The organism is Nocardioides sp. BP30, from assembly GCF_029873215.1.
Classification (GTDB): Bacteria; Actinomycetota; Actinomycetes; order Propionibacteriales; family Nocardioidaceae; genus Nocardioides.
This window is the reverse complement of sequence record NZ_CP123620.1, coordinates 745,893-771,907: the sequence shown is the minus strand read 5'-3', so window position 1 is coordinate 771,907 and position 26,015 is coordinate 745,893. Positions and strand designations below refer to the sequence as shown.

Annotated in this window: 18 protein-coding genes; 2 read left to right on the top strand and 16 right to left on the bottom strand. The window is 71.6% G+C overall.

The window, feature by feature from the left end:
* Nucleotides 1-12: 12 nt before the first annotated feature.
* The 9 genes from P5P86_RS03500 to P5P86_RS03460 all read right to left on the bottom strand — a co-directional run bounded on the left by P5P86_RS03500 (nt 13) and on the right by P5P86_RS03460 (nt 10,432).
* Nucleotides 13-2,574, bottom strand: a complete 2,562-nt coding sequence (locus P5P86_RS03500) for an ATP-dependent Clp protease ATP-binding subunit (protein WP_280609895.1) — start codon at nt 2,572-2,574, stop codon at nt 13-15.
* Nucleotides 2,575-2,936: 362 nt separating this feature from the next.
* Nucleotides 2,937-3,269, bottom strand: coding sequence for a histone-like nucleoid-structuring protein Lsr2 (locus P5P86_RS03495; protein WP_280609894.1), 333 nt, complete (start codon nt 3,267-3,269; stop codon nt 2,937-2,939).
* 94 nt (nt 3,270-3,363) lie between these two features.
* Nucleotides 3,364-4,143 (bottom strand): type III pantothenate kinase, encoded by a 780-nt coding sequence (locus P5P86_RS03490; protein ID WP_280611205.1) that lies wholly within the window; start codon nt 4,141-4,143, stop codon nt 3,364-3,366.
* A 2-nt stretch (nt 4,144-4,145) separates the two neighbouring features.
* Nucleotides 4,146-5,069, bottom strand: coding sequence for a carboxylating nicotinate-nucleotide diphosphorylase (gene nadC / locus P5P86_RS03485; protein WP_280609893.1), 924 nt, complete (start codon nt 5,067-5,069; stop codon nt 4,146-4,148).
* Nucleotides 5,066-6,730 (bottom strand): L-aspartate oxidase, encoded by a 1,665-nt coding sequence (locus tag P5P86_RS03480; RefSeq protein ID WP_280609892.1) that lies wholly within the window; start codon nt 6,728-6,730, stop codon nt 5,066-5,068. The genes nadC and P5P86_RS03480 overlap by 4 nt, the downstream gene beginning before the upstream one ends.
* A 34-nt stretch (nt 6,731-6,764) precedes the next feature.
* Entirely contained in the window at nt 6,765-7,184 is a 420-nt protein-coding gene (gene panD / locus P5P86_RS03475; RefSeq protein ID WP_280609891.1) for an aspartate 1-decarboxylase, read from the bottom strand.
* Nucleotides 7,181-8,074: a pantoate--beta-alanine ligase gene (gene panC, locus P5P86_RS03470; protein ID WP_280609890.1), complete on the bottom strand. Its 894-nt coding sequence runs from the start codon at nt 8,072-8,074 to the stop codon at nt 7,181-7,183. Before panC ends, panD begins: the two co-directional genes overlap by 4 nt.
* Nucleotides 8,071-9,009, bottom strand: a complete 939-nt coding sequence (locus P5P86_RS03465; RefSeq protein ID WP_280609889.1) for a Rossmann-like and DUF2520 domain-containing protein — start codon at nt 9,007-9,009, stop codon at nt 8,071-8,073. The genes panC and P5P86_RS03465 overlap by 4 nt, the downstream gene beginning before the upstream one ends.
* A gap of 199 nt (nt 9,010-9,208) precedes the next feature.
* Complete coding sequence (locus P5P86_RS03460; RefSeq protein ID WP_280609888.1) at nt 9,209-10,432, bottom strand: hypothetical protein; 1,224 nt, start codon at nt 10,430-10,432, stop codon at nt 9,209-9,211.
* Nucleotides 10,433-10,533: 101 nt separating this feature from the next.
* On the opposite strand from P5P86_RS03460, the gene P5P86_RS03455 reads away from it, so the two are divergent.
* Nucleotides 10,534-11,964: an SDR family oxidoreductase gene (locus P5P86_RS03455; RefSeq protein ID WP_280609887.1), complete on the top strand. Its 1,431-nt coding sequence runs from the start codon at nt 10,534-10,536 to the stop codon at nt 11,962-11,964.
* Between the two features lie 58 nt (nt 11,965-12,022).
* On the opposite strand, the gene P5P86_RS03450 is transcribed toward P5P86_RS03455, so the two are convergent.
* Nucleotides 12,023-15,586 carry a bifunctional glycosyltransferase/CDP-glycerol:glycerophosphate glycerophosphotransferase gene (locus P5P86_RS03450; RefSeq protein WP_280609886.1) on the bottom strand — a complete coding sequence of 1,188 codons (3,564 nt, stop codon included), beginning with the start codon at nt 15,584-15,586 and terminating at the stop codon, nt 12,023-12,025.
* Nucleotides 15,587-15,657: 71 nt separating this feature from the next.
* Here P5P86_RS03450 and P5P86_RS03445 point away from each other — a divergent pair, with 71 nt between their 5' ends.
* Entirely contained in the window at nt 15,658-18,837 is a 3,180-nt protein-coding gene (locus P5P86_RS03445) for a bifunctional glycosyltransferase/CDP-glycerol:glycerophosphate glycerophosphotransferase (protein ID WP_280609885.1), read from the top strand.
* 27 nt (nt 18,838-18,864) lie between these two features.
* Here the strand turns inward: P5P86_RS03445 and P5P86_RS03440 are convergent, their stop codons facing one another.
* The 6 genes from P5P86_RS03440 to P5P86_RS03415 form a co-directional block, all read right to left on the bottom strand.
* Nucleotides 18,865-19,671 carry a DUF6270 domain-containing protein gene (locus P5P86_RS03440; RefSeq protein ID WP_280609884.1) on the bottom strand — a complete coding sequence of 269 codons (807 nt, stop codon included), beginning with the start codon at nt 19,669-19,671 and terminating at the stop codon, nt 18,865-18,867.
* On the bottom strand, nt 19,664-22,222 hold the full coding sequence (locus tag P5P86_RS03435) for a bifunctional glycosyltransferase/CDP-glycerol:glycerophosphate glycerophosphotransferase (RefSeq protein ID WP_280609883.1): 2,559 nt from the start codon (nt 22,220-22,222) through the stop codon (nt 19,664-19,666). Before P5P86_RS03435 ends, P5P86_RS03440 begins: the two co-directional genes overlap by 8 nt.
* Nucleotides 22,223-22,250: 28 nt before the next feature.
* Nucleotides 22,251-23,222 (bottom strand): hypothetical protein, encoded by a 972-nt coding sequence (locus P5P86_RS03430; RefSeq protein ID WP_280609882.1) that lies wholly within the window; start codon nt 23,220-23,222, stop codon nt 22,251-22,253.
* 80 nt (nt 23,223-23,302) lie between these two features.
* Nucleotides 23,303-24,277 (bottom strand): hypothetical protein, encoded by a 975-nt coding sequence (locus P5P86_RS03425; RefSeq protein WP_280609881.1) that lies wholly within the window; start codon nt 24,275-24,277, stop codon nt 23,303-23,305.
* A 62-nt stretch (nt 24,278-24,339) separates the two neighbouring features.
* Nucleotides 24,340-25,332: a hypothetical protein gene (locus P5P86_RS03420; protein WP_280609880.1), complete on the bottom strand. Its 993-nt coding sequence runs from the start codon at nt 25,330-25,332 to the stop codon at nt 24,340-24,342.
* 73 nt (nt 25,333-25,405) lie between these two features.
* On the bottom strand, nt 25,406-26,014 hold the full coding sequence (locus tag P5P86_RS03415) for a hypothetical protein (protein WP_280609879.1): 609 nt from the start codon (nt 26,012-26,014) through the stop codon (nt 25,406-25,408).
* Between the last annotated feature and the right edge of the window lies 1 nt (nt 26,015).

The following is a 26,015-nucleotide window of genomic DNA, read 5'->3' as shown; positions in this document are numbered from 1 at the left end:
TGCTTCAGCGGATCACCCGGCCGAGGGCGCGTCACCCGGCTCCTCGCCGGTCGAGGCATCCCCGTCGGCGACACCGGCGGCCTCGAACGGAGGCACGTCCGGCAGCGACTCGACCTTCTGGCCCTTGAACGTGAAGGACGCGCTCGGGCCCTCGCCCTCGACGTCGACCAGCACGATCTGACCAGGGCCGACCTCGCCGTAGAGCATCTTCTCGGCGAGGACGTCCTCGATCTCCCGCTGGACCGTACGACGCAGCGGTCGGGCGCCCAGCACCGGGTCGAAGCCCCGCTCGGCGAGCAGGTTCTTCGCGGCCTGGGTCAGCTCGATGCCCATGTCGCGATCCTTGAGACGGGTCTCGACCGCGGCGACCATGTTGTCGACCATCGAGATGATCTGCTCCTGCGACAGCGGCGGGAAGACGATGATCTCGTCGACGCGGTTGAGGAACTCCGGCCGGAAGTGCTGCTTGAGCTCCTCGGAGACCTTCGCCTTCATCTTCTCGTAGGTCGACTGGGCGTCTCCGGCGTTGCCGAAGCCCAGGCTGACCCCCTTGCTGATGTCCCGCGAGCCGAGGTTGGTCGTCATGATGATGACGGTGTTCTTGAAGTCCACGACCCGGCCCTGGGAGTCGGTCAGGCGACCTTCCTCCAGGATCTGCAGCAGGCTGTTGAAGATGTCCGGGTGGGCCTTCTCGACCTCGTCGAAGAGGACGACCGAGAACGGCTTGCGGCGCACCTTCTCGGTGAGCTGGCCGCCCTCCTCGTAGCCGACGTATCCCGGCGGCGAGCCGAAGAGCCGCGAGACCGTGTGCTTCTCGCCGAACTCGGACATGTCGAGCTGGATCAGCGCGTCCTCGTCACCGAAGAGGAACTCGGCCAGGGTCTTGGACAGCCACGTCTTACCGACGCCGGAGGGACCGGCGAAGATGAACGAGCCGCCCGGACGCTTCGGGTCCTTGAGCCCGGCACGCGTACGCCGGATGGCGCGGGAGAGTGCCTTGACGGCCTCGTCCTGACCGATGACCCGCTTGTGGAGCTCGTCCTCCATCTTGAGCAGACGCGTGGACTCCTCCTCCGACAGCTTCACGATCGGGATGCCCGTCGCGACGGCGAGCACCTCGGCGATCAGCTCCTCGTCGACCTCGGCGACCTCGTCCATGTCGCCGGAGCGCCATGCCTTCTCCCGCTCGGCCTTCTTGAGCTGGAGCTGCTTCTCCTCGTCGCGCAGGCGCGCGGCCGCCTCGAAGTCCTGGCCGTCGATGGCGGCCTCCTTGCGCTGGCGCACCTCGGCGATCTTCTCGTCGTACTCCCGCAGGTCGGCCGGCGCCGTCATCCGACGGATGCGCAGCCGCGAGCCGGCCTCGTCGATCAGGTCGATCGCCTTGTCGGGCAGGAAGCGGTCGGAGATGTACCGGTCGGCCAGCGTGGCCGCCGAGACCAGCGCCTCGTCGGTGATCGTCACGCGGTGGTGCGCCTCGTAGCGGTCACGCAGCCCCTTGAGCATCTCGATCGTCTCGGCGATCGACGGCTCGGGGACCTGGATCGGCTGGAAGCGGCGCTCCAGCGCGGCGTCCTTCTCGAGGTACTTGCGGTACTCGTCCAGGGTGGTCGCACCGATCGTCTGCAGCTCGCCACGGGCCAGCATCGGCTTGAGGATCGAGGCCGCGTCGATCGCGCCCTCGGCCGCACCGGCGCCGACCAGCGTGTGGATCTCGTCGATGAACAGGACGATGTCGCCGCGGGTCTTGATCTCCTTGAGCACCTTCTTCAGGCGCTCCTCGAAGTCTCCGCGGTAGCGGCTGCCCGCGACCAGGGCACCGAGGTCGAGGGTGTAGATCTGCTTGTCCTTGAGCGTCTCGGGCACGTTGCCCTTGACGATGTCCTGGGCGAGGCCCTCGACGATGGACGTCTTGCCGACGCCCGGCTCCCCGATCAGAACGGGGTTGTTCTTGGTACGCCGGGAGAGCACCTGCATGACCCGCTCGATCTGCGGCGCGCGGCCGATGATCGGATCGAGTTTGCCTTCTCTGGCGTCCTGGGTGAGGTTGCGGCCGAACTGGTCAAGGACCAGCGACGAGGACGGTGCCTCGCTGCCGCCGCCGGCGGTCGCCGCGGCGGCCTGACCCGACTCCTTGCCCTGGAAGCCCGAGAGCAGCTGGATGACCTGCTGGCGGACGCGGTTGAGGTCGGCGCCCAGCTTCTGCAGGACCTGGGCGGCGACGCCCTCGCCCTCACGGATGAGTCCGAGCAGGATGTGCTCGGTGCCGATGTAGGAGTGACCGAGCTGCAGCGCCTCGCGCAGGGACAGCTCGAGCACCTTCTTGGCGCGGGGGGTGAAGGGGATGTGACCGGACGGCGCCTGCTGACCCTGGCCGATGATCTCCTCGACCTGGGCGCGCACGGCTTCCAGGGAGATGTCGAGCGACTCCAGCGCCTTGGCGGCTACGCCCTCACCCTCGTGGATGAGCCCGAGCAGGATGTGCTCGGTGCCGATGTAGTTGTGGGAGAGCATGCGGGCCTCTTCCTGGGCCAGCACGACCACCCTGCGGGCACGGTCTGTGAACCGCTCGAACATGCGCATCGCTCCTCTTGCTTGGCTATGGACCCGGGCCGCCGGAGCGGAAAGGTCCGTCGAGGTCTACAACCTCGCTGACAGCCTACGCGTTCCAGCCTGAGGCAGGTTTCCCGTGCGCTGAGAGCGAACACGCTCGTTCTGCGGCACGATCTGCCACCCGATCTGCGGCCCGATCTGCCACCGGTCAAGGTACCGGGGTGGGGCGAAGGTGAGGGCGTCCGTCATCGGCAACCCCGAGTGGCACCGAGGACAAGGCGCGCGGCGAGGGCGCCACCTACATACCGATCGGCATGAAATGCGAAAACGGCGGGTGCGTCACGTCGTGACACACCCGCCGTCGTGCGACGAGAGAATGTTTCTCCTCAGCGCGCCGCGTCGAATGCATTGCGGACTTCGGCCGGAATACGGCCCCGCTCCGGCACGGAGTAACCATTGGAGCGCGCCCACTCGCGCACCTCCTTGGCACTCACCCCGCCGGTGTTCGCGGCCGCGGGACGGCGACCCCGACGCTGCCCGCCACCGCTCACCTTGCGAGCGTGGCCGAGGAACGGCGCGAACGCGTCGCGCAGCTTCTCGGCGTTGGCGTCGTTCAGATCGATCTCGTAGCTCGTGCCATCGAGCGCGAACGTGACCGTCTGCGTGGCGTCACCGCCGTCGATGTCGTCCTCGAGAACGATCTGCACCTTCTGCGCCATGCGAATTCCCTTTCGTGAAATCCAGACTCACCTGAAACGGCGAGACCATCAAACCACGCGGGTATGGAAGAAGCCACAACCGGCCCCGCCGCGATCAGGAATTGCGAAGGAAAATCAGCTCGAGTCCCAGTAGCGTCAACCATGGCGAGTGGTCGGTGAAACAGTCACATTCTCCGGTGACGATATCGGCCAGATAACCGGTGGAGATGACGCGCACCTCGCTCTCGGCGACGTCGAGAGCGCCGATCATGCGGGCGACGATGCCCTCGACCTGGGCCGCCATTCCGAAGACCATTCCGGACTGAACGGCCTCCACGGTGTTCTTCGCGATGACCGACCGGGGTCGCGCCAGCTCGACCCGGCGCAGCTGCGCACCACGCCGTCCCAACGCCTCCAGCGAGATCTGCAGGCCCGGAGCGATCGCGCCGCCGACGTACTGGCCCTGCGGCGAGACGACCTCGAAGGTGGTGGCGGTGCCGCCGAAGTCGACGATGATCGCCGGACCACCGTAGAGGGTCACGGCCGCCAGCGCGTTGGCGATCCGGTCGGTGCCGACCTCGCGGGGGTTGTCCATCAGGATCGGTACGCCGGTGCGCACCCCCGGCTCGACCACGACGGACCTCACCGCACCGAAGCGGCTGGTGAGCATGTCCCGCCAGGTGTGCAGCACTGCGGGCACTGTCGCGCACACGGCGATCCCGTCGACCTCCTGCAGGCGGTCGCCGACCAGGCCGCGCAGGAGCACGTGCCACTCGTCCGCCGTACGGCGCTCGTCGGTCGCGACCCGCCAGACCTGGTGCACCTCACCGTCCGCGACCAACCCCAGGGTGGTGTGCAGATTGCCGATGCGGGTGCACAGCAGCAGGCCGGCCATGGTCACCCCACGACCGGATCGGCGTGCGAGTCGTGCAGGTCCAGGCCGATGTCGAAGACCTTCACCGAGTGGGTGAGCGCACCCACCGAGATCCAGTCGACCCCTGTCTCGGCGACGGCGCGGGCCCGCTCCAGCGTCAGGCCCCCGGACGCCTCCAGGACGGCCCGGCCGGCCGTCAGCTCGACCGCCTCGCGCAGCGTGTCGGGCGCCATGTTGTCGAGCAGGATCCGGTCGCAACCGGCCTCCAGGAGCTCGCGCAACTGGTCGAGGGAGTCGACCTCGACCTCGACAGGCAGGTCGGGGTACGCCGAGCGCACCGCCCGGTAGGCGGGCACGACGCCGCCCGCGGCCACCACGTGGTTGTCCTTGACCAGCGCCATGTCGGCCAGCGAGAACCGGTGGTTGTGGCCGCCACCGCAGCGGACGGCGTACTTCTGCAGGGCGCGGTACGTCGGCAGCGTCTTGCGGGTGTCCAGGACCTTCGCACCGGTGCCCTCCAGCGCGGCGACCCACTGCGCGGTGGCAGTGGCGATGCCGGAGAGGTGGGTGACGTAGTTCAGCGCTGTCCGCTCCGCGGTGAGCAGACCCCGGGTGGGGCCGGTGACGGTCATGACCACGTCACCGGGTCGCACGTGGGTGCCGTCGTGGCAGCGGTCGCGGATCGTCACGTCGTCGCCGAGCACCGCTCGGAAGACCAGCTCGGCGACGCCGAGGCCCGCCATGACGCCCTCCTCTCGGGCGGCGAAGACGCCGACCCCGTGAGCGTCGGGGGCGATGGTGGCCGCCGAGGTGACATCCACCTCGTGGCCCTCGGGCAGGTCCTCGTGCAGCGCACGGAGCACCTCGCCGTAGAGGTGCCAGGGGTCGAGGCCGCTGGAGCGCAGCTCCTGCAGGAGCCCGGCGGGGAGGTCGTCGTAGGGGGTCATCGCTGTCCGTCCGTGGCGGGTGAGGGGAGGAAGGAGAGGTCGACCGCGCCGTTGCGGACCGCCACGTCGCAGTGGCCGGCCCAGCGCGCGTCGTCGCGGTCGGGGAAGTCCTCGCGCCAGTGCGACCCGCGGGTCTCCTGGCGCAGGAGCGCCGAGCCGGTCAGGGCCGCGGCGACGGTGACCAGGTTGGTGACCTCCCAGGCGTCGGGACCGACCTGCTCGGTGGTGATCTGGGCGAGCTTGTCCACGAGCTCGCGGGTCTCGGCGAGGCCACTCGCCGAGCGCAGCACCCCGACGCGGGAGCTCATCGCCTCCTGCAGCTCCCTGCGCACGCCGGCCGAGACCGCACCGGCCTCGCGGCCGTCCGGAGCCGGCGCCGTCAGCGGCCGCAGCTCCGCGGGGAGCACCTCGGCGATCCGGCGCGAGAAGACCAGGCCCTCCAGCAGCGAGTTCGACGCCAGCCGGTTGGCGCCGTGCACGCCGCTGCAGGCGACCTCGCCGGTGGCGTAGAGGCCCGGGATCGACGAGCGGCCCCACAGGTCGGTGCGCACTCCTCCGGAGGCGTAGTGGCAGGCCGGCGCGACCGGGATCAGCTCGGTCGCCGGGTCGATGCCGTGCCGCTCGCACGAGGCCAGGATGGTGGGGAAACGGCGCTCCCAGAAGGCCCTGTTGTCGGGCCGCAGCTGCCGGGCGTCGAGCCACACGTTCGGCCGACCGGTCTCCAGCATCCGCTTCATGATGGCCTTGGAGACCACGTCTCGAGGGGCGAGGTCGGCCAGCTCGTGCACGCCCTGCATGAACCGCTCGCCGTCCGCGTCGACCAGGAAGGCACCCTCGCCCCGGACCGCCTCGGAGATCAGCGGCTGCTGCCCGCGCGAGTCGGGCCCGAGGTACATCACCGTGGGATGGAACTGGACGAACTCCAGGTCCCGCACTCTCGCCCCGGCGCGCAGCGCCAGCGCCATCCCGTCCGCCGTCGAGACGGCGGGGTTGGTGGTCTGGGAGAACACCTGCCCCAGGCCGCCGCTGGCCAGGATCACCGCGCGGGCGTGCACCAGCCCGACGCCGTCGCGCTCACCCTCCCCCACCACGTGCACCGTGAGCCCCGCGACGCCGCCGTCCTCGCCGAGCAGCAGGTCGAGCACCATCGTGTGCTCGTAGACCACGATGTCGGGCGCTCGCCGTACGGCCTCGTTGAGGGCCCGCTGGATCTCCGCCCCTGTCGCATCGCCGTGGGCGTGCGCGATCCGGTCCCGGTGGTGGCCGCCCTCGCGGGTCAGCGACAGGTTGCCGTCCGGGTCGCGGTCGAACTCGGTACCCCAGGCGATCAGCTCGCGGACCGCCTCGGGTCCCTCCTGCACGAGCACCCGTACGGCGTCGAGGTCGCAGACGCCCGCCCCCGCCACCAGGGTGTCGTGCTCGTGCTGCTCGGGGGTGTCGCCCGGACCCAGCGCCGCGGCGATGCCCCCCTGGGCCCACTGGGTGGACCCGTTGCCGAGGAGGTCCTTGGTGACCACCAGGATGCGCCCCACGCCGTTGTCGGCGCCGCGCAACCGCAGCGCCGCGGTCAGGCCGGCGATGCCCGAGCCGACGATGACGACGTCGACCGTCTCTGACCATCCGGGCTCGCCGGCGCTGAGCCGGCCCGGGAGCGCATGCATGGGCGGCACGCTATACCGGCCTCCTCCGGTGCCGTCAGCGGGCGGCGGTCAGGTCGCCGCGGCTCTGGTCGCTGCCCGGGACCGGCTCGGCCGCGTCGTCGCCGAGCGCGAGGATGCGGTTCGAGGCATCGACGTGGACCACGCGCGGCCGCAGGGCCCGGGCCTCCGCGGTGGTCATCTGCTGGTAGGCGATCAGGATCACCAGGTCGCCCGGGTGGACCAGGTGGGCGGCCGCGCCGTTGATCCCCAGCACGCCGGAACCGCGCTCGCCGGCGATCGTGTAGGTCTCCAGCCGGGCTCCGTTGGTGATGTCGACGATCGCGACGAGCTCGCCCGGCAGGATGTCGGCCGCGTCGAGCAGGTCGGCGTCGACGGTCACCGAGCCGACGTAGTGCAGGTCGGCCTGGGTGACGGTGGCGCGGTGGATCTTGCCGGTCATCATCGTGCGCATCACGAGGTCGTCCCTGGGTTGGTCGGGGAGCCGATGGTCAGGCTCATGTTGTCGATCAGCCGGGTGCTGCCGACCCGAGCGGCTACCAGGATCCGCGCCTCCGTCCCGGCGGGGACCGGCTCGGGCAGCTCGCCGAGGTCGGCGGCCGTGACGACCAGGTAGTCGACGTCCACGGACGCGGCCCGACGCAGCTCCGCGCGAGCGGCGTCGAGGGCGGCCTGCGCGCCGTACGCCGCATCGGCCCGCGCGGCGAACAGCGCTCGGGACAGGTGCACCGCCTCGCGCCGCTCCTCCGGGTCGAGGTAGCGGTTGCGGCTGGACAGCGCCAGTCCGTCCTGCTCGCGCTGGGTGGGGGCACCGACCACCTCGATGCCCAGGCAGAGGTCCTCGGCCATCCGTCGGATGAGGGCGAGCTGCTGGTAGTCCTTCTGGCCGAAGACAGCGACGTCGGGCCGGACCAGGCCGAACAGCTTGGCCACCACGATCAGCATGCCGGCGAAGTGCCCGGGTCGCGTCCTGCCCTCCAGGATCGTGCCCAACGGGCCCGGGTCCAGGGTGACCTGCGGACCACCCCCCGGGTAGACCTCCTCGACCGAGGGTGCGAAGACGATGTCCACGCCCTCCCTCGCGGCGAGGTCGACGTCGGCCGCCAGCGTGCGGGGATAGCGGTCGAGGTCCTCCCCGGCACCGAACTGCAGCGGGTTGACGAAGACAGAGACCACCACCTCGCCGTCCGGCCCCACCTGCTCGCGAGCGACCCGCATCAGCGATGCGTGGCCCTCGTGCAGGGCACCCATCGTCGGGACCAGGCCGATCCGCCTGCCGTCGCGGCGCGCGTCGCCGAGCAGGGCCGCGAGCTCGGAGCGAGTCGAGGCGACGACCGGTGCTGTCACCGGCGCACCCGACCCTCCGCACGCCAGCTCGGCGTGTGGTGGTGGGGAGCGTCGGGTGTCGCGGTGGCGTATCGGTCCAGCAGCCGCGAGATCTTCTGCGCCCGCAGCGGCACCAGCCGCCCGTCGGCGAGCGCCCGGTCGAGGGTGGCGCGGGCCAGCGCGACGTAGGAGCCCACCGTCTGCGGGGCGTTGGCGTCGATGTCGGCGAGGTGAGCTGCGACGGTTCCGACGTCGCCGCGCACGATGGGGCCGGTCAGCGCCGCATCGCCATGCTCCAGCGCATTGTCGAGCGCGGCCGTCAGCAGCGGTCGCAGCGTGCCGGCGGGGTCGGCGGCACCGGCGGCCGCGAGGATCTCCATCGCCTCGGCGACCAGGGTGACCAGGTGGTTGGCACCGTGGGCGAGGCCGGCGTGGTAGAGCGTGCGCATCTCCTCCGGCACCCACATCGGGTGAGCGCCGAGATCGACGGTGAGCGCCTCGGCGACGGCACGATCGGGGCCGGTCGCCGTCAGGCCGAACACGCAGCCGCCGAGCCGGCTCAGGTCCACGGCCGTCCCGGTGAACGTCATCGCCGGGTGCAGCGCGATCGGGCGCGCCCCGACCGCACGAGCGGGCTCGAGGATCGCGAGGCCGTGCCGGCCCGAGGTGTGGACGACGTACTGGCCCTCGTGGAGGGCACCCGCGTCGGCCAGGGTCCGCACGACGTTGCCGAGCATGTCGTCGGGCACCGTCAGCAGCAGGACGTCGCAGGAGCGGGCGACGGCGGTCGGCTTGAGCACGGGTACGTCGGGGAGCAGCGCGGCGATCCGGCCGCGGGAGGCATCCGACTCGCCGGCGACGGCGACGATCTCGTGGCCGGCCGCCTGCAACGCGGCGGCCAGGACGGCACCGACGCGACCTGCGCCGACGACGCCCACCCGGAGGGGGTGGAACATGGGGTGACCTTTCGTTCCAGTCCCGCCGACCACCTCCCTGATCGGGAGGCCGGAACGGGTACCAGACGGTGTGTTCACAACGGAAGCGTGCCTACGCTACGCCCGGTACCCAGGGCACGGAACGGGCAGCGCTATGGCCTCCGTCACATGGTCGCACGCGCGCCGTCCGAGCAGTCTCCATCTGCCTGGGCGAGAGTCGTCAGCCGTTGCCGAACGTACGGCGCGCGCGCTGACGAACCCGCTTCCGCAACTCATCGGCCAGCTCGCGCCAGCTCAGGCTGCCCACCACGCTCTCGCGCGTCGGGCCGCTCGGCGTGGGCCGCGGGTCGCTGAAGCTCCAGGACCGTCCACTGGCCTGCGAGAGCGCACCGGCGATGGCCTGCGCGGCCGCCTCGATCGGCACGCTGGTCACCTCGGTGTGAGCGGGCTCGTCCTCCCCGCGCAGCCGCGGCGCACGGGCGAGCATGTCGAGGTCGCCCACGACGCGCACCCCGCTCGCACCGATCTCGCGGACGTGCCGCTGCATGTCGTCCATGACCCTCTCGGCGGCCCAGCCCGGAAGCGCCAGCCGCTGCTCGTCGGGCTCCGGCTTGCGGGTCTGCAGCATCCGCAGGGCGGCGCCGTTGGCGAGGTAGCGCTGGTAGTCACGCCACGCGACGTCGTGCTCGCGCAGCACCATGTTGGTCCTGCGGAGCATCTCCAGCTCGGGCACCGAGAGGCTGCGGTTGGAGCGCGAGAGGCCGCCGGACTCCAAGAACCCGACGGGCAACCCCAGCATCCGCTCGAAGACCTCGAAGACGAAGCCGTGGTCGGCGGGGTCGAGCACGACCACGGTGACGTTCTCCGGGCCCGCGGCGGCTGCCCAGCGCCGCACCAGCATGCCCTGGTCGTGCCGCACGTGCACCCGGTCGACGACCTCCTGCGGTCGGGGCCGCTGCAACACCCGCTCCAGCCACTGGTCGAAGACACCGACGTTGCCGGCCTTGTTGTACTCCTGCCAGATCGAGGGCAGCATCGACCCGTAGTCGCGCAGCGTGATCACGACGTGGATCCGCTCCCCGATGGCGTCCACGAAGCGCTGTGCCATCGCGTCGTCGGAGCCGGCGGCGTACTCGTGACCCATCAGGATCCGGCGCTCGTGGTCCGCCTCCACCTCGGCCATCAGCGCGTCCCACTTGGCCCGATCGGGCGGTGGGTTCGACCCCGGGGCCCCCACCCAGCCGATCGGCCGGCCGACGAAGGCGGCGATCTCGTGCCGGTGGGATCGCCGCGGGCCCGGGTAGCGCACGCCATGCTCGAGCAGCTGCTCGCGATGGTCGGCGGCAGCGGCCTGGAGGGTCGTCGAGGCGGTCTTGGGCGGCCCGATATGGAACAGGCGAGCCCGCGACGGCAGCAACAGGGTGTCAGAGAGATTGCGGCTCATCGGGGCTGACCCTAGCCACGATTCCTGTGAACCGCCCGCGAGAGGCCATGTGGAAAACTGGCCCGCGGTCCCGGCGAGGGGTCGCGAGCAGAAGGAGCGAGATGTCGAAGCTGCGGAACGTGGCCGTGCTGCTGGCCGGGGGTGTCGGCACCCGGGTCGGTCTCGACCTGCCCAAGCAGCTGATCAAGGTCGCCGGCATGCCGATCATGGAGCACACCCTCGGCATCCTGGACGCGCACCCCGAAGTCGACGAGATCATCATCATGATGGCGCCCGGCCACCTCGACGCCGTGCACGCCATGACGCGCGGCGGCCGCTATCCCAAGGTGACGAAGATCCTCGAGGGGGCGGGCACGCGCAACGACACCACCCAGGCCGCGCTGGCCGCACTCGGCCCGATCTCCGAGGGGGCCGAGGACTGCAACGTCCTGCTGCACGACGCGGTGCGGCCGCTGCTCTCCCAGCGGATCATCACCGACTGCTTCCAGGCGCTGGAGACCTACCAGGCCGTCGACGTCGCCATCCCGAGCGCCGACACGATCATCGAGCTCGCCGACGACAACACCATCTCCAACATCCCCGACCGCTCCCGGCTCCGTCGCGGGCAGACGCCGCAGGCCTTCCTGGCCTCGACGCTCAAGGCGGCCTACGTCGAGGCGAACAAGGACCCCGACTTCAAGGCCACCGACGACTGCTCGGTCGTGTTGCGCTACCTGCCCGGCGCCAAGATCTGGGTGGTCGCGGGTGACGAGCAGAACATGAAGGTCACCGAGCCGATCGACGTCTACCTCGCCGACAAGCTCTTCCAGCTCAACGCCCACCAGCCGCTGCCCGACAACACCGAGGACGACTACCGCGCGGCCCTGACCGGAAAGACGCTCGTGGTGTTCGGCGGCTCTTACGGGATCGGCGCCGACATCGCCCGGCTCGCCGAGCGGTACGGCGCGAACGTCGCGTCGTACTCCCGCTCCGGCACGGGCACCGACGTCGCCCGGCGGGCCGACATCGCCGCTGCAGCGGCCGACGCCCTCGAGCGCTTCGGCCGGATCGACTTCGTGGTCAACACCGCCGGCGTCCTGCCGATCTCGGATCTGGTGGACACCACCGAGGAGACGATCTGGTCGGCCACCGAGATCAACTACATCGCGCCGATCCTGATCGCCCAGGAGTTCCACCCGCACCTCAAGGCCACCCAGGGTTCGCTGCTGTTGTTCACCTCCTCCTCCTACACCCGCGGCCGCAAGGGCTACAGCCTCTACTCCTCGGCGAAGGCCGGCACGGTCAACCTGACCCAGGCCCTGGCCGACGAGTGGGCCGACGACGGCATCCGGATCAACGTGGTCAACCCGGAGCGCACCGGCACGCCGATGCGGACGAAGGCCTTCGGGGACGAGCCCGCCGACTCCCTGCTGGCCTCCGAGGCGGTCGCGCTCGCCTCGCTGGACACCCTGATCGGCAGGGGCACCGGCCACGTCGTGGACCTGCGCAGGCTGGACCCGATCGCGGCGGCACTGGCCAGCGGCCTCGAGTAGCTCCGGGCTCCGCTCCGGCTGACTCACGGCTCGACCCCGCGGGGGTCACGCCTCGACGTCAGTCGGTGAAGAACGCCTCCACCACCCGCGCCGCCGCACGCCCGTCGGCCTTGTAGTTGTACTTCGCGTTGAACGCGGCGATCCGGGGCGCCCACTCCCGCGCCAGCCCGTCGAGGTCGCCGAGGGCGTGGATGACCTGGTCGGCGGTGTCGAGGAGGGGACCCGGGGCGGTGTCGCGGTAGTCGAAGAGGAAGCCGCGGATGCCACCGGTGTAGTCGGCCAGGTCGGGGACCAGGAAGACCATCGGCCGCCCGGTCAGGGCGAAGTCGAACCGCAGCGAGCTGTAGTCGAGCACGGCGGCGTCCGAGGCGACGATGAGGTCGTTGATCTCCGGATAGGTCGTCACGTCGATCAGCCGTGCGCCCTCGCTGCGCTTGAGCACTGCCGCGTGGAAGCGGTGTCCGCGCATGAGGACGACATAGTCGTCGCCGAGCCGGCGCGACGCCTCGGCGACGTCGAGGTGGTGCACGGCCTCGGCCTCGCGCCAGTTGGTGGCCTGGTCGTCGCGCCAGGTGGGCGCGTACAGGATCACCTTCTGGCCGGGCCGGATGCCGAGCCGCTCGCGGGTCGCCTCGCGGCGTGCCTGCGCACCGGCGTCGATGATCGCGTCGTCGCGGGGGTAGCCCTCGGAGTGGATCGGGCCGTCGTAGCGGTACTCGGTGCGGTAGTAGACGTCCATCTCCGGCGCCGGGGTGAGGATGAGCGTCCAGTCCCGCGAGGTCCGGCCGAGCTCGAGCTGGATGCGGCGCTCGGTGAAGCCCTTCGCCCGCCACATCCGCACGCCCATCGACTTGGCGGGGTAGCCGTGGAAGGTCTGCAGCATCCGCTGCCCCGGCCGCGCCTCGAACCAGCGGTCGGGGTCCACGTTCATGCACAGGTACTTCGAGGTGGCCATCGCGCGGTAGTAGTCCCGCGAGAACAGCACCACCGGGATGCCGCCCTCGGGCACCCAGGACGAGGAGTCGAAAACGCCCCAGTAGATCGTGAGCTCGGGCCGGGTACGACGCAGCTCCTCGTGCAGGGCGAGCTGCGAGTCGGTGGCCGAGGCCCCGGCGTACGACTGGAAGTAGACGGCGTGCTCGTCGATCGGACCGGGGCCGCCCTCGGCGTCCTCGGCCGCGACCCAGTCCTGCAGCCGGCCCTGGTTGAACGGACCGCGCTCGTCGTCGCCGAGCGGCCGGATCAGCCAGATCCCGGGCTCACCGGAGCGCACGCTGGTGAGGTGCCGGAAGCCGCCGGCCACGCCCTGCTGGTCGAAGACGGCGACGAGGCGCTCGCCGTAGACGACGTGGCCCACGCCCCCGTCGACCGTGGCCTCGAACGCGTAGTAGCCCTGCGGGATCGCCCGCTCACCCAGCCGCCACTCGTCCCACAGCGTGCTGATCCGGGCGCTGACGGCCTGGCCCTGACCCGACTCGAGGACGGCTGAGGGACTGACCCGGTCCCCCGACAGCGTGATAGCGCCGGCGGTCGGCCGCGCGCCGAGCCAGCGGCCCCGGACGGCGATGGCACCGTCGACCAGCTCGAGCTCGTCGAGCACGACCGTGCGGGCGGCCTCGACCACGTTGACGCCACCGTCGTGGCTGCGGCCCAGGGCCACGGCACCCTGCCCGACCGCCGTCCACTCCTCCTCCGTCGTCCAGGCGATGCCGACCTGGCCCGCCGCGGTCTCGGCGACCAGCCTCCAGCGCAGGTGCTCCTTGCCCTCCCACGGCGCGGGTACGTCGAGGGCGAAACTGCCGTCCGACGCGACGTCCGCGTGCCCCGAGATGCCGCCCATCTCGACCCTGACGCTCCTGACCGCCCGGCCGTCGAGCCGGCCGGTGACCCGTCGACCGGAGACCTGGGCGGCGACCAGCCGGACGGCGTACTCGGGCCGGGCCACGACGGCGAACAGGCTCGCGTCCCGGCCGACGACCCCGACCCGGGCGGTGCCGTGCGCACCGGCGACCTGACGCAGCGGCAGGTGCGGGGTGCCGACCAGGTCGGCGATGTCGCGGTCGTCGATGCGGGTGACCGGGCCGACGCGGGTCAGGCCCTGGGTCGCCAGCGAGACCTCCAACGTCCACGACAGGCCCTGGGGATCGGCTCCGCGACCGGCGAGCTCGGCGGCGTCGATGCTGACGGTGAACGTGCCGAGCGAGACGTCCTGGTAGCGGCGCCCCTCCAGCCGACTGTCCACCGAGCGGTCCCGATACTGCCGCACCGGAAGGTCGATCCGGCCCCGCGGGCTGGTCAGCGCGACGCTCACCTGCGGCGGCTCGGGCAGACCGACGAAGTCGGGGTAGGCCAGCAGGTCGATCTCGATGGTGGTCGGGTCCGACCAGCGCGCGGCCCGGACCTCGACGACCAACGGGGTCTCGGTGTCCGGCATGAGGTAGCAGTCGTCGGGGACGCCGACCTCGGGGTCGCCGCGGTAGGGCAGCTCGGCGACGACGATCCCGTCGACCACGGCGGTCCGCCGCTCACCACGCTGGAAGAGCCTGTCCACCACCATCTGCTCCAGCTCGGCGCGCCTGTCGTGCCGGACCAGCCAGAGCTTGACCTTCGACTCGGCTTGCAGCGTCTGCCACATCGGGTCGCCGGCGATCTCCAGCAGCCGGCCCACCTGGTCGCGCAGCTTCGACCACTGCTCGTCGGTGGCCCGCTCGGCGTCGTCGACGAACGGGATGATGGCGGTGTCGAGCACACCCCACAGCCAGGCGTCGGTGACCTCCGGCTGTCCGAGGCGCTCCAGCTGCTCCTGGGTGGCGCGGTGCTCGGCGAGCCAGGCGTCGAGGGTGCCGAGGATGTCCAGCGCACTGCCGACCGCGACGCCGTCACGGCGGTCCGTCGGGATGTAGACGTCCTCGGCCATCAGGTCGAACGGACCGGCGGCGTACGACGCGAGTGCGACGTCGGTGCCCGACGGCCGCCGCGGGGCGAACCGGATCCCGCTGGCCGCCCAGAAGCCGCGGCGCCACATCCGGTTGCCGAGGCCGAGGTCGGTCGCCGCCACCGGCGCGTCGGCTAGCGTCACGGCGGTGCGGTGCACCTGGTGGGCCGCACCGAAGGGCGCGTCGACCACCGGCAGCGGGGTCTGCGGCGTACGCATCCGTCCCACGGCGAGCCCCGATCCGCTCGCCTCCAGGCACCGGACCAGCCGCGCCAGCCCGTGCGGCGGGACGTTGTCGCCTCCTCGCGGGAAGATCAGGTACTCGCCCTTGGCGGCCGCTGCACCGCGGTTGCGGGCGCTCGCGGCGTCGGAGGAGACGGCACGCGAGAGGATGATGCGCCAGTCGGCATCGGCGTGCTCGGCGGCCACGGCCCGCACCGCGTCGTGCCGGCCCCACGGCATCAGCCGGACCTCGAGGTTGCGGTGGGACTGGTTGCGCAGATCCCACAGCATCGGCCCGATCTTGGTGGTGTCCTCGTCGCTGATCGCGAGCACGACGGTGACCAGGGGGCCGCGGAAGCCACCCCGGAACCGTCGTGAGGCGCGGCCGATCGGCCCCTTGATGCTGCGCGGGGAGGCCTTTCCGGCGTTGCGCAGGGCTTGGATCACTCGCTGCCGCGAACGCACGTGCAAAGACTCCTTCGTCGGGACCGAGAACGTGGCCGATGCTACCTGCGGGAGACCTCTAGGATCGCCTCGTGGCCAGCCTGAAGACCCGACTCGGCGCGCTCCAAGCTCGGCTCGGCGGGCGCCGGACTCCCCCGGCGCCGGTGCTCTCGGTCGTCGTCCCCGTCTACAACGTCGCAGCGTTCCTGCCGGCGTGCCTGGACTCGCTGCTCGGCCAGACGCTCAGCGAGCTCGAGGTGATCTGCGTCGACGACGGGTCGAGCGACGACTCGTACCGGATCCTGCAGGAGTACGCCGCCGCCGATCCCCGGGTACGCGTCCTGCAGCAGGCCAACGCCGGACAGGGCGCTGCCCGCAACACCGCGATGCCGCACGTGCGCGGGGAGTTCCTCGCCTTCGCCGACAGCGACGACGAGGTGCCCTCCGACGCCTACCAGGCGATGGTCGAGACGCTGCGCCGGACCGGGTCCGACTGGGTCCTCGGCGGCGCCCGGCGCTACACCCACGGGCAGCTGCTGGAGGTGGTCCGCGGCGCCGCCGTGCACGACCGCGACCGGCTCGGCGTCCGGCTCGACGACTTCCCGGTGGCGCTCCAGGACATCATCCCGGGCAACCGGCTGTTCCGCACGGCGTTCTACCGCGAGCGGGTGCCGGCGTACCGGAGCGACGTGAAGTACGAGGACCAGGTGCCGTGCCTGGCGGCGTTCGCTCGCGGGAAATTCGACGTCCTGGAACGGGTCACCTACCTGTGGCGCATCCGCGAGGACGCCAGCTCCACGACCCAGCAGAAGACGACGCTTCGCAACCTGCTCGACCAGGTCGAGGTGATGCATGAGGCGCGCGAGCTCATGCGAGCTGACGCCTCACCCGTCGGCTACGACGCGTGGGTGGGCCGGATGATCGGGGTGGACCTCAACGGCTTCGTCCAGCCGGCCCTGGCGGCCGACGAGGAGTTCCGCACCGTCCTCACGGCCGCCTACCGCGAGGTGCTGCCCGAGGCGACGCCCCGCGCGCTGGCGCACGCGAGCGTCTCGGCCAAGGTCCGCGCCTCGCTGATCGGTGGCGAGGAGGCCGACTGGGCGGGGGTGCTCGCCTTCGAGGAGTACGCCCAGGTGCACGGTCGGGTGCCGCCCACCCGCGTGGTGGACGGCCGCGTCCTGGCCGAACCGGGCGATGAGGAGCCGTGGCCGCGCGTGCCGCCGGCGATGAGGGAGCTCGGCGCCTACGAGACGCCGCTCCGGGCGGCGGTGCACGACGTCGCTGTCGAGGGCGCCGAGCTGGTGATCCGCGGGTACGCCGGGATCGGCGCGATCGACTCCCTGACCTACCCACCCCTGGTCCAGGCGTGGCTCGGCGAGGTGCCGTCGACCGTCGAGCTGCACCGCGACCAGAACGCTGACCTGTGGGCCAAGGATCTCAACGCCAGCTTCGCGGCCGGCGCCTTCGTCGCCCGGGTGCCGCTGGGGTCGCTGCCCGCGGGGACGTCGGTGCTGCGGCTGCAGGTCGACCAGGCCGGGCTGGTCCGCGAGGGCACCGTGCACGAGGTGGTGGAGCACTCCGGCGCGGCGCGGCTCGCCCCGCTCGGCGCCGCCGGCCGGATCGTCACACCGTCCCTCGGCGATCACGGCTTCGCGGTGACGCTCGACCGGGGCGAGGCGCCGGTGACCGAGGAGGGGCCCCGGTTGTGGATCACCTCGCTCACCATCGAGGACGCCGCGCCGACCGCGCCGACCGCACAGATCGCCGTCGGCGTGCGCTTCTCCGGGCTCGAGCCCGACGAGGTCGCCGGTGCCGAGCTCGGCACGCGGGACGTGGTCGTGGCGCCGGCGTCGTCCTACCAGCCCACCGGGGCCGGCAGTGGCGTGCTCCGCTTCCCCACCCGGGTCAGCCGGCCCGGTGCGCCGTCGGTCGCGTTGGAGCAACGCGCCGGCGGGCTGTGGGTTCCCCGCAACGGCCGGCCGCCGATCGCGGCGCGACCAGCGCCCGAGCTGAGCGCCGACCTCCCGCTGGTGGCCCTCGGCGCCGACCTGCGGCTGCATCTGCGCCTGCGGCCGACCGGCCAGGCCCAGCTCGTGCCGCGGAGTCCGCTGCAGCCCGAGGAGGTGACCCGCTACGGTCGCGCCCGGCTGCGGGCGGCGTACCGCGCGGCCGAGGGGATCGCTGCGGGGGTGCCGTCAGCGGCGGTGCTGTTCTGGTCCGACAAGGGTCACCGTGCGGACGGCGGCCTGGCCGCGCTCGACGCCGAGCTCGCGCGGACCCGGCCCGACGTCGCCCGGCTGTGGGCGGTCCAGGGCCACGACGTGGTCGTCCCGGACGGCGCCGTACCGCTCGTGATCGACTCGGCGGCCTGGTACGACGCGCTGCGGTCGGTGCCCGTCCTGGTCGCCGACGCGGCGCTGCCGGAGTGGTTCCTCAAGCGCCCTCACCAGCGGCTCGTGCACGTCGCGCCCGGGTGGCCGGTGGTCTCCCTCGGTGCCGCGCACGCGGTCGAGCGGGGACTTCCCGCCGGCCTGACAGCGCTGCTCGCCCGCCAGGTGCAGGCCTGGGACCTGCTCGTCGCGCCGGGCGAGGAGGCCGTCGAGATCTACCGTCGCGAGACCGGTTACGCCGGTGAGGTGCTGCTCGCCGCTCCGCAGACCGACGCCCTCCTGGGCCCGGCGGCGGAGCTGCGCGCCCGGGTCCGGGCGGAGCTGGGCCTCGGGCCGCAGACGCGGGCGGTGCTCTACGCACCGACCTACCGCGACGCGCGCTCGAGCCGGGTCGAGGCGGCGCCGATGTACGACGGCCTCGACCTCGGCGCTCTCGCGGAGCGGCTCGGACCGGGCTATGCGGTGCTCGTCCGCGCCCACCGGTTCGATGCGCGCGCGGCCGAGAAGCGGGTGCGCCGTACGCCCGTCCTCGACGTCAGCCTGTACCCGCGGCTGGAGCACCTGCTGCTCGCGGCCGACGCCGCGGTGTTCGACTACGGGCCCGCACGGATCGACTGGGCGCTGACCGGCAAGCCGGCGGTCCTGCTGACCCGCGACCGGGACGCGTACTTCGCCGTACGGGCTCCGCTGCTCGACTACGACGCCACGCTGCCGGGTCCGACGGCCGACTCGACGCAGGACGTGGCGGCACTGCTGGGTGACCTGCCTGCGCTGGCCGAGTCCTGCGGCCCGCTGGCGGAGCGGGTCACGGAGCGCTACCTCACCGAGGCCGACGGCAGGGGTGCCGAGCGGGTCGTGACCCGCCTCGCCGGCTGGCTGTGACGCCCAGGGGTCGCGGGGGCGCCTGCCTCAGCGCCGCCGCAGCAGCCGGTCGTCGATCGTGGCCAGCTGGGCCAGGAAGCGCGGGTAGTACTCCATCGCGTAGTGGACGTAGAACGGTCCCCACGGGTGGTCGGGGAAGCTCGGGTAGTCCCGGTCGGTCAGGTCGATGACGGCGTCCACCCGGGTGGCGGCGTGGTCGTCGAGTTCGGCCCAGCGCCGGTTGGCGCGCTTGACCGGGATGCGCCGCTTCGGTCCGAGGTGGTCACGCAGACTGGTCGGCCGGGACGCACCCGGCAGCAGCAGGCCGTCGGTGAACCGGCCGCGATGCAGCACCAGCGTGGTCGCCGGCAGCCGGTCGCGGGCGAAGCGCACGAACGCCTCGAAGGCGGCCTCCCACAGGGGGAGGTAGACCTCCGCGTCCCGCACCAGCTTGACCCTCGTCAGCCGCCCCCGGTCGGCCCAGTCCCGGTAGAGATCGGTACGCCGCAGCTTCCAGCGGTTGTCGGTGACGTACTCGCCGGTGTCGAGCTGGGCGACCCCGAAGAAGGCGTCGGCGAAGAAGTCGAGGATCAGGTAGTCCGGCTGGAGTGCGACGACCTCGGCGAGGAAGGACTTGTCGAGCTCGGTGGCGACGTTCCACCGGTCGTAGTCGTTCATCTCCCTGGTCGGCCGCCATGGCGCCTCGATCGGCGTCGACATCAGCGAGATGAGGGACGTCTGGTTCTGGTGCAGCGGGCAGGTGAACCGGTCGCGGTAGCCCGGGTTGAACCGGCTGTTGAAGTTGTCGCGGGTGATGCAGCTGCCCATCACCGCCACCACCGCCGGCTCAGCCACCGCCCGCCTCCACCGCATCTGTCACGGGTCGCGCCGAGGCGAGGATCGCCTGGGTGACCCGCTCACAACAGCCGCCGTCGCGCAACGGGAAGGTCGCTGCGGTGCGCGCGGCGTACGGGGCGAGCGGCTCGGGGCCAGCGTCGAGCTGCGCCACGGCCGCCGCGACCGCAGCCTCGTGGGAGGCGAGGACGGGCCCGAAGCCGTCGCGCTCGTAGTCGAAGTATCCCCGGCCGCCGACGTGGTCGCCGGCCAGCACCCGATCGGCGTCGAACTGGTAGTAGAGCACCGGCCGGTCGATGTAGGCGGCGTTGAACGCCATCGAGGAGTAGTCGGTCACGAGCAGCGCCGAGCGGGCGACCAGGCGGCGCACGTCGGTCCCCTCGAAGCGCAGCGGCTGCACGTGGTCGGGCAGGTCGAGCAGCGGGAGGGCCTGCTGGAGGTTCGGGTGCGGCAGGAACCCCAGCGTGAGGCCGTGCCGGCGGCAGGCCTCGGCCAGCTCCGGCGAACGCAGGAAGGCGGTCCAGCGCTGCACGAACTCCGAGGCCAGGAAGCCCGGCTCGAGGCCCTCGCGGCGCTGGTGCTCGGTGGCCTGCGGTGGGATCAGCCAGAACCGCCACGTCGGCGCCACCAGCACCAGGTCCCGCGTCCGACCGACCTGTCGTCCGGCCTCCAGCAGCCGGTCGAACCGGGGCAGCCCTGTCATCACCGTCTCGAGGTCGGTGTAGGTGTAGCCGGTGTGGTCGCCGACGATCGAGGCGTGCTCGGCCGGCGTGCTCGTCACGAAGACGTCGAGCGGGCGCCGGTTGAGCCAGCCGGAGAGATCGTCCTTGATCACGCCGTGCTGCAGGAAGGTGGTCCGCCAGGTCGGCGCGGCGAAGCCCAGCGCCGGCGGCCGTGACACGGCGGTGTCGGGGTGGCTGCTGACCAGGTGCTCGGCGTTGAGCATCAGGAGCTTCCACTCCTCGCTGCCGAAGGCGACCAGCCGGTCCTTGTCCGTACGCCGCAGCCGCTCCCAGTCGGGCGTGCCCTGCTCGAGAACGAACCAGGCGTTGACCTCGCGATGGTGGGCGCGCAGGTGGTGGAAGAGGTGCTCGGCGGAGTCGTCGGCGTCGTGGATCCGGTCGATGAGGACCCAGGCGTCGGCGTACTTGCGTGCCCGGCGGCCACGGGCGGTCTCCAGCAGCCGCTCCTCGGCCGGCGTCGCCGTCCTCTCGGGCTGCGGCACCAGCGGCGAGGGGGTCGGGTCGAGGAGGCGCTGCAGCTGCAGCGGGCGCACCGTCGGGTGCGGCCGCCGGCGCGGCTCGGGCAGGATCTGCACGTCGCGGCCCTCGAGCTGGAGCCGCGCCGAGACGGTCGTCGGCACCCACAGCAGTCGCTCGTGGACCCGGACTTGGTCGTGCGAGACGTGGTCGCGGATCTTGGCATACCGGGGCCGCACCTCGGTCCCGCCGACCAGGAGCCGCTCGCTCGGCGCCGTACCGGTGTAGAGGTAGGAGAGCCGCATCAGTCGCCGTGCGCGGTCGACCTTGTCGATGACCGCCTCGGTCGCGTGCCACGGCTGCGCGTCGTAGCCGTGCAGCAGGAGCGCGCGGTTGTGCGGCTTGAGCTGGCGCCAGGCGAAGCTGTCGATCACCTCCTGGGGCAGGAGCGCGACGATCTCGCCGAGCAGGCGGTGGAACTCAGCGGCCACCTCGCCCTTGGCGGCGGTGCGGCCGTCGCGGGCGTCGTGCAGCGACAGGTACCACGACAACTCGTAGACGATCAGGCCGGCGAGCCAACGCGGTACGCCGCCGCTCGCCGCGGCTCGCTGCAGCAGGTCGAGGTGGCCGTAGCGCAGCGCGTCGGTGTAGCGCCGCGGGTCCAGCAGGCTCTTCTGCATCGTCGAGCTGCCGTCGTCACGCTTGCGGTAGTGGTAGTGCGCGGAGCGGACGAAGCCGACCTTCGGGGCCGGCAGGTCGAGCAGGTAGAGGGAGGTGAAGTGCCCGTCCTCGAAGTTCGGTCGGATCCGCGTGTCGAAGCGCAGGCCGAGCTTCTCCAGACGGGAGCGGCGGAAGAAGCCGGCGTGCGCACTGCCGAAGAAGTAGTCGCCGAAGACACTGAGGTCACGCAGGATGTTGCCGTCGTTGAAGCGCGCCCGCAGCGGATGGGTGTTGGACAGCTCGCCGGTCGCGTCGTCGAGCATCCAGAACGCGGCGGCGGCGACGTCGGTGCCGGGGTGGCGCTCGAGGAAGGCCGCCATGGTGGCGAAGTAGCGAGCGTCCAGCCGGTCGTCGGGGTCGGTGAAGGTGATCCAGTCGCCGGTGGCGTGGTCCAGGCCGAGGTTGCGGGCCGAGGCCTGGCCGCCGTTCTCCTTGGTCAGCACGACGATCTCGAAGCTGCCCTCGGCCGCCCAGAGCCGCAGCCGGTCCAGCGAGCCATCGGTCGAGCCGTCGTCGACGGCCACGATCTGGATCCGCTCGTGGGGATAGGTCTGTTCCTCGAGCGACTCGATGAACGCATCGAGGTAGCGCTCCACACCGTAGACGGCGGTGACGAGCGAGAAGGTGGTCACCCGCGGAAGGCTATCGGTGCGGCGTCGTTCAGGGCCGCCCACGGTCGGCGGCGAGCGCGCCGAGGTCGCCGACGACCTGCACGCCCGAGCCGGCGATCGCGGCGGCGATCGCCCGGGCGCGCTCCTCGGCCTGCTCGATCGCGGCGGCCGACATCGAGACGCGAGGCGCGTCCGGGTCCGGGTCGAAGCGGCGCAGGTGCTGGCACAGTTTCCAGGCCAGACGGGCGACCTGTCCTTGGTCGGCTCCGGTCTGCAAGGTGATCGTGTGCCATCCGCGCACCAGGTCGATCTCGGGTCGGGTCAGCGAGCGGTTGCCGCGGTGAGGCGTCATCCGGTCGGCGAGGGTTCCTGGGCGGAGGCAGAGGATCTGCTCGAAGGCTTGTGGCAGGAACAGCGGCGCGCTGCGGTCGACCACGACCACCGTGACGTTCTCGAACCCGACGAGCCGCCCCCAACGGTGCACCTGCTCGTCGTGGCTGTGCCGCTTCCAGAAGACCCGAACGCTGCGGTCCTCGGTGTCGCCGGCGAGCACGACCTGACACCAGTCCTCGAAGGACCGCAGCGTCGTGCCCCGTTGCACGAACTGGCTGTACTGGCTGGGGATCAGCTCGGCCAGGGGACGCACCGTGATCGCGACATGGAGGGGGAAGCGACCACCACCACTCAGCTCCTCCACGACGCGCCGGGCCCTGGCGTCTCCGGCGTTGGCGAAGGTCTCCTTGCTGAAGAACCGCCGCTCGACCGAGGTGTCGGCCATGTCGGACCTGATGGTCTCCCACGCTGCTCGGGCGAACTCGACCGGTCGCGACGGCTTCATACCGAGCCCGTAGCGCGCGCCGTCGCCGTCGCCCGGACCGCGACCTGCAAGCCGGACCCCCTGCTCGAGCAGGTCGGCCCGACCGAGGCGCATCGCATGCTGGAGCGCCGACGTCCCGGTCTTATGCGGGCCGATATGCAGCACCGCGGAGCCGGCAGGAACAGGACGGACGGCAACGCTCACGCCGACGGACGCTAGGAAGCCGCTCTTGCACGGACCTGATTCTTTCCTGGCAACGCTCTTTGAGGGGCTGTGAAGTCGGCCTAGGACGTCACAGACGGCGGAGAGGCGGCGGAGAGTCTGCCCAGCTCGCCCACCACTCGAGCACCCGATGCAATGATCTCGTCGGCGCTCGCCGCAGCCCGCCGGTTGGCCTCCCCGACCGCCCAGGAGGGCAGGGTGAGCGAGCCGTCGGCGGGCTCGGCGTCATGGCGACGCAGGTGGCTGCACAGTTGCCAGCCGAGGCTGAACAGCTCGCTGCGCGATGCCCCGCTGGGGACGGCGAGCTCCTGCCACCGCCTGACGAGCTCAAGCTCGGCGAGCGTGAGCGACCGGTTCTGCCGCACCGACCGGATCGGGTCGACGAGGGTGCCGGCACGCAGGTCGAGAAGCTGCTCGAAGGAACGGGCCAAGAAGAGCCGGTCACGATGGTCGACGACGACGACGGTGATTCGCTCGGCACCCACCAACGAGCCCCACCGACGGACCTGGACGTCGTGGCGGTGCCGTTTCCAGAACAGGCGCACGCTCCGCTCGTCGGCATCCGCGGCATCGTCGGCGAAGAGCAGATCGAGCCAGCTCTCGAAGGGCCTGGTGCAGATCCCGCTCTGGACGAACTGGCTGTACTGGCTGGGGATGAGTTCGGCGAGCGGTCGCGCGCTCAGCACCACCTGGACGGGCCCGAGCTCCTCGATCAGCCGTCCCGCTCGCGCGTCTCCGGCATTGGCGAAGGTCTCCCGGCTGAAGATGCGTCGTGGCACCGACGGGTCGGCGAGATCGGCCTTGACCGAATCCCACGCCTCGCGGCCGAACTCCTCCCCGCGGATCGGCGTCAACCGGATGGCGTAACGGGCCGCATCCCCGTCACCGGGGCCTCGGCCGGCGACCCGGACGCCCTGGGCGAGCATGGCCTCGCGGGCCTGACGCATCGCCTGCTGGAGCGCCGTGGTCCCGGTCTTGTGCGGGCCGATGTGCAACACCGCCGTGTCCGCGGGGAAGGGACGGACGGCAACGCTCACGTGGCGAAACTAGGAGGGGCAGATGAGCTCAGCCTCTCCGCCACCTGTTCACCATCTGTGCGTCAAGCAGGCACCCCCACGGCGGAGAGCGAGCTCAGGTCTCCTACGACATGTGCACCCGATGCCACGATGGCCGCGGCCCCGGCCGCCGAGCGCTCGTTGGCCAGCTCGACCGCCCACGGAGGCAGGGTGAGCCGCGGATCGGTCGGCTCGGGGTTGAAGCTGCGGAGGTGGTAGCAGAGCCGCCAGGCGAGCCGCACGACCTTGCCGTGGTCGGCTCCGGTCTCGGCGGTGATCTCGTGCCACTGACGCACCAGGTCGATCTCGGCCATCGTCAGCGACCGGTTGCTGCGATCGTGCTCCATCAACGCCGCGATCGTGTCCGTTCGCAGGGCCAGGAGTCGCTCGAAGGCATGCGCGAGGAACAGCGGCTCCTTGCGATCCACGACCACCACTGTCACGTTCTCGTGCCCGACGAGGTCACCCCAGCGGCGTACCTGCTCGTCGTGGCTGTGGCGCTTCCAGAACATCCGTGCGGTCCGCTCCTGACTACGGTCGGCGAAGACCTCGCGCACCCATGGTTCGAACGGCATGAGGCAGGTCCCCCGCTGCACGAACTGGCTGTACTGGCTGGGGATCAGCTCGGCGAGCGGGCGGGCGGAGACCACGACGTGCAGCGGCACGGCGCCGTGCCCGAGCGCTTCGACCAGCACCCGGGCACGCTTCGTGGTGGCGTTGGCGAAGGTCTCCCGGCTGAAGACGCGGCGGGGCACGGAGGTGTCGGTGAGATCCGCCCTGATCCGCTCCCACACCTGTCGGCCGACGTCGTCGCCGAGGGTGGTGCGCATGCCGAGGGCGAAGCGGACACCGTCGCCATCGCCGTCGCCGGCGCCCGGGCCGGCGAGGAGGACCCCCTGGTCCAGCATGTCCTCCCGGGCCCGGCGCATCGCCAGCTGCAACGCCGACGTGCCCGTCTTGTGTGGCCCGATGTGCAGAACGGACGTGCCCACGGGCACAGGACTGATGGCGTCGAGCAGGTCCGGCGCGGAGGTCACCGGCCTGACAATACCTGCGGCTCGTCAGGTTGGAGACAGGCCACGGTCAGCCTGACCGTGGCCGGGGCGGAACTCAGGCGGCGCTGGCGTTCTTCTTCGCCGCTGCCTGGGCGGCGGTCAGCTCGGCCCGTACGGCGTCGAGCTCCTGCTCCAGCTCGGCCACGCGCACGATCGCGTCTGCGGCGCGGGTCTCCGCGTCGGCCACGCGCTGGCGCAGGCTGGTCGACTCGACCTGGGCCTCGGCGGCCTTGCGGGACTCCTCCGCGCGCGAGCGGATGGCCTCGGCCGCACGCTGGTGAGCCGCAGCCAGCGCGGCCTCGAGCTCGGCGACGGTCTTGGCCTGGGCGGCGCGGTCCTGTGCGACGGTCGCGGTGATGCCCTCGGTGAAGGATCGGTTCTCGGCGATCCGCTCCTCGGTGAGAGCGACGTAGGCCTTGGCCTGCGCGGCGCGATCGCGGTTGGCCTCGCGCCGGGAGACCAGCAGCTCGGTGTGGGTGATCTTGGTGGCGATCGCACCGAGGACGACAGCGGCGAGGCCGGCGCCGGCCGTCAATGCCGTCGAGCCCGCCGCCACCGCTGCCACGACCAGCGCCGCCGCAGCGACGAGCAGCACCACGGCGACGGTCAGGCGGGTGCTGCGCTGACGGCGTCGTGTGGCGGATGTTGCTGCTGGGGAAGTCATG